Source organism: Aromatoleum anaerobium, assembly GCF_012910705.2.
Lineage (GTDB): Bacteria > Pseudomonadota > Gammaproteobacteria > Burkholderiales > Rhodocyclaceae > Aromatoleum > Aromatoleum anaerobium.
This window is the reverse complement of record NZ_WTVG02000026.1, coordinates 1-3,475: the sequence shown is the minus strand read 5'-3', so window position 1 is coordinate 3,475 and position 3,475 is coordinate 1. Positions and strand designations below refer to the sequence as shown.

The window sequence follows — 3,475 nt, the reverse complement described above, 5'->3', positions numbered from 1 at the left end:
TGAGGGCGACCGCGTCGAGATCCGCTCGCACATCGGCGCGACCTACGGCGACGCCGTGCTCGCGCAGGGCGTGCGCCCGGACACGCTCGTGATCCTTGGCCAGTTCGACCACTGGGCCACCCCTTTCGCCAAGGATTTCGGCATGCCGAGCCTCAACACGATCGCGCCGATGTCGCTCGAACTGACCGACGCGACCGGCTCGGGCTCGGACATCGTGCGCGTGGCGCTGCGCAAGGTTGAAAAGGAGGCTGTATGACCCGCTACGTGATGGCCATCGATCTGCGCCGCTGCGTCGGCTGCCAGACCTGTACGGCGGCGTGCAAGAACGCCAACGCGACCCCGCCCGGTGTGCAGTGGCGGCGCGTGCTCGATATCGAATCGGGCGAATTTCCCGACGTGCGCCGCAGCTTCGTGCCGATCTCGTGCATGCACTGCGACGAGCCGCCGTGCGAGGAAGTGTGCCCGACCACGGCGACGAAAAAGCGCGCCGACGGCCTCGTCACCATCGACTACGATACCTGCATCGGCTGCGCGAACTGCGTGATGGCCTGTCCGTACGAGGCGCGCTCGATCGTGCACGAGGCGAAGTTCGCCTACGGCGACACGCCGATCGCATCCGAATCCGTGCGCTTCGACCCGGCGCGCATCTCGGTGTCGATGAAATGCACGTTCTGCGTCGATCGCATCGACGAGGCAGCGAGGACCGGCCAGGTGCCCGGACGCGACCCGGAGGTCACGCCGGCGTGCGTCAATTCGTGCATCTCGGGGGCGATGAGCTTCGGCGATCTCGACGACCCGACGAGCAACGTCAGCCGGCTCTTGGCCGGGACCCAATCGTTTCGCATGCACGAGGAGCTCGGCACGGGCCCCGGCGTGTATTACATCTGGGACAAGGGGTGAACGCCGCGATGAAAGCGAAGACCTTGAAGGCGGGGAACCGGATCGGGCCGCGCCAGCAGCACCACTGGGACTGGCGCGCGGCGTCGAACTTCATCGCCGGCGGCGCCGGCGGCGGGCTGCTCGCCTTTGCCGCCTTGGCGAGCCTTGCGGGCACCGACGTTCGCGCGCTGCTGCTCGGCGGCATGGCGCTGATCGGTGCGGGGCTCACCTGCGTGTGGTTCGAGATCGGCAAGCCGTGGCGCGCGTTGAACGTCTATCGGCACCTGGCGACCTCGTGGATGACGCGCGAGGCGGCCGTGGCGCCGCTCCTGTTCGCGAGCGGCGCGGCAGCCGTCGTGACCGGGCACATCGCCTTCGTGCTGCTGACGGGCGTGTGCGGCGCCGCCTTCGTCTATGCCCAGGCGCGCATCCTGTCGGCCGACAAGGGCATTCCGGCGTGGCGCCATCCGCGCTGCCGGCCGATGCTCGTCGCGACCGGTTTGGCTGAAGGCGCGGCGCTGGGGGCGGTGGCCTCGCCGTTCGTGATCACGAGCGCGGCGGGCCAGCTCGCGGTCGCCGCCGTGACGCTCGGGCTGCTGCTGATTCGCGTCCTGCTGTGGCGCAGTTATCTCGCCGGCCTGCGTGCCGACGGGGCGCCGGAAGGTAGCCTGCGTGCGCTGGCGGCGGTCGATGGGCAGTTCCTGAAGTTCGGCAACCTGCTGCCTGCGGCATTGCTGCTAGTTGCGGCGCTCGGCGCTCCGCTGGCGGGCCTCGCGCTGATTCCGGCCGGACTGATCGCGGTCGGCGGCGGGTGGCTCATCAAATACACGCTGGTGCGCCGCGCCGCCTTCACGCAGGGCTTCGCGCTGGCGCACCTGCCGGTGAGGGGGCGCGGTCCGGCCGGCGCCGCGGTGAAACCGGGCTGGGGCGGGGCGAGCTGAACGGCCGGGGGGAGATCCCCCACGTACGAAGCCAACCGAAGCAAACGACAGGGGCCGGGCCAGCGAGCCGGGTCCCGCGAGCAGCAGGAGGAGACAAGATGTACGAGGTGCGATTCCATGGCCGGGGCGGCCAGGGTTCGGTGCTGGCGTCGGGCATTCTGGCCGCGGCGCTGGTCGAGGAAGGCAAATACGCGGTGTCGATCCCGTCGTTCGGCTTCGAGCGGCGCGGCGCTCCGGTGGTGTCGTTCCTGCGCGTGGCCGAGCACGAGATCCGCCAGCTCACCAATATCTACCACCCCGACTGCCTGATCTGCGTCGATCCGACGCTGACCCGCTCGGTCGATATCTTCGCCGGCCTGAAGCCGGGCGGCACGCTCATCCAGGCGACGCACAAGCCGGTCACTGATCTCGTGCTGCCCGACACGGTCGGGCGCGTGGGCTTGTGTGATGCGGTGAAGATCGCCGTCGAGATCTTCCGCCGCCCGATCACCAACACGCTGATGCTCGGCGCCTTCGCCAAGACGACCGGCGTGGTGTCGCTCGGGGCGCTCCAGCGCGCGCTCGAGGACTCGGACTTTCGCGACGCCGGGCTCGCGCAGAACATGACGGCGCTCGAGCGCGGCTACGCCGAGACGACCGTCCACCAGATCGAAAGGAGGGTCGCCGCATGAGCCGGCATCAAAGCTATCCGCTGTTCAACCTCGAGCAGGCGGGCGTCCCCGACGACCTGTGCCCGGTCGCGACCGATATCAGCCCGATGCTGCCCGGCGACTGGAGGAGCCAGCGCCCGGTCGTCGACCGCGACAAATGCGTCAAATGCGCGGTGTGCTGGCTGTACTGCCCGGTGCAGTGCGTCGAGGAGCACGCCGCGTGGTTCGACTTCAACCTCAACACCTGTAAAGGCTGCGGCATCTGTGCAACCGAGTGCCCGCAGCGCGCGATCACGATGATCGGGGAGGCCCAGTGAACATGAGCACCACCACGCTCGAAAAACCCACCGTCGGCGCGCCGAAGAAGCAGAAAGTCATCCTTGCCGAAGGCAACGAAGCCGCGGCGCTCGCCGTCGCGCTCGCGCGCCCCGACATGGTCGCGGTGTACCCGATCACGCCGCAGTCCTCACTCGTCGAGCACGTCGCGAAACTCATCGCCGACGGCAGGATGGACGCCGACATCGTCGACGCCGAAGGCGAACACTCGGTGCTGTCGGTGCTGCAGGGCGGGGCACTCGCCGGCGCGCGCACCTACACCGCGACCTGCGGTCCGGGCCTCGCCTTCATGTTCGAGCCGTATTTCCGCACCTCCGGCATGCGCCTGCCGATCGTGATGTCGATCGTCACGCGCGACGGCATCACGCCGCAGTGCGTGTGGGGCGGGCACCAGGACGCGATGACGGTGCGCGAAGTCGGCTGGGTGCAGATCTACTGCGAGACGGTGCAGGAAGTGCTCGACACGACCGTGATGGCGTTCAGGATCGCCGAAGACCACGACGTGATGCTCCCCGTTAACATCTGCCTCGACGGCAATTACCTGTCGTACGGGGCGTGCCGCATCGAGCTGCCCGAGCAGTCGGACGTCGATGCGTTCATGGGGGCGAAGGACGTCAACTGGCACGTCGCGCTCGACCCGCTCAAGCCGATGGCGGTCGATCCGCTCAC

5 protein-coding genes and 1 pseudogene are annotated in these 3,475 nt (G+C 68.6%); all 6 read left to right on the top strand.

Annotation, left to right across the window (positions count from 1 at the left end; translation table 11 throughout):
* A partial coding sequence (locus GO606_RS00825; RefSeq protein WP_169120798.1) for a hypothetical protein occupies positions 1–256 on the top strand: 256 nt, incomplete at its 5' end.
* Entirely contained in the window at positions 253–900 is a 648-nt protein-coding gene (locus tag GO606_RS00820) for a 4Fe-4S dicluster domain-containing protein (RefSeq protein ID WP_169120800.1), read from the top strand. The genes GO606_RS00825 and GO606_RS00820, both read left to right, overlap by 4 nt.
* Positions 901–908: 8 nt before the next feature.
* Positions 909–1,820 (top strand): DmsC/YnfH family molybdoenzyme membrane anchor subunit, encoded by a 912-nt coding sequence (locus GO606_RS00815; protein ID WP_169120802.1) that lies wholly within the window; start codon positions 909–911, stop codon positions 1,818–1,820.
* A gap of 98 nt (positions 1,821–1,918) precedes the next feature.
* Complete coding sequence (padE, locus tag GO606_RS00810) at positions 1,919–2,491, top strand: NADH-dependent phenylglyoxylate dehydrogenase subunit gamma (RefSeq protein ID WP_169120804.1); 573 nt, start codon at positions 1,919–1,921, stop codon at positions 2,489–2,491.
* Positions 2,488–2,787, top strand: a complete 300-nt coding sequence (gene padF / locus GO606_RS00805) for an NADH-dependent phenylglyoxylate dehydrogenase subunit delta (protein WP_011238865.1) — start codon at positions 2,488–2,490, stop codon at positions 2,785–2,787. The genes padE and padF overlap by 4 nt, the downstream gene beginning before the upstream one ends.
* Before the next feature lie 2 nt (positions 2,788–2,789).
* Positions 2,790–3,475: pseudogene (locus GO606_RS00800) on the top strand (phenylglyoxylate dehydrogenase); the annotation flags it as partial.

Bases quoted from the DNA above. Each gene is read 5' to 3' on its own strand.
- GO606_RS00815 (WP_169120802.1), top strand. From the start codon at position 909: ATGAAAGCGAAGACCTTGAAGGCGGGGAACCGGATCGGGCCGCGCCAG.
- padF (WP_011238865.1), top strand. From the start codon at position 2,488: ATGAGCCGGCATCAAAGCTATCCGCTGTTCAACCTCGAGCAGGCGGGC.
- GO606_RS00820 (WP_169120800.1), top strand. From the start codon at position 253: ATGACCCGCTACGTGATGGCCATCGATCTGCGCCGCTGCGTCGGCTGC.
- padE (WP_169120804.1), top strand. From the start codon at position 1,919: ATGTACGAGGTGCGATTCCATGGCCGGGGCGGCCAGGGTTCGGTGCTG.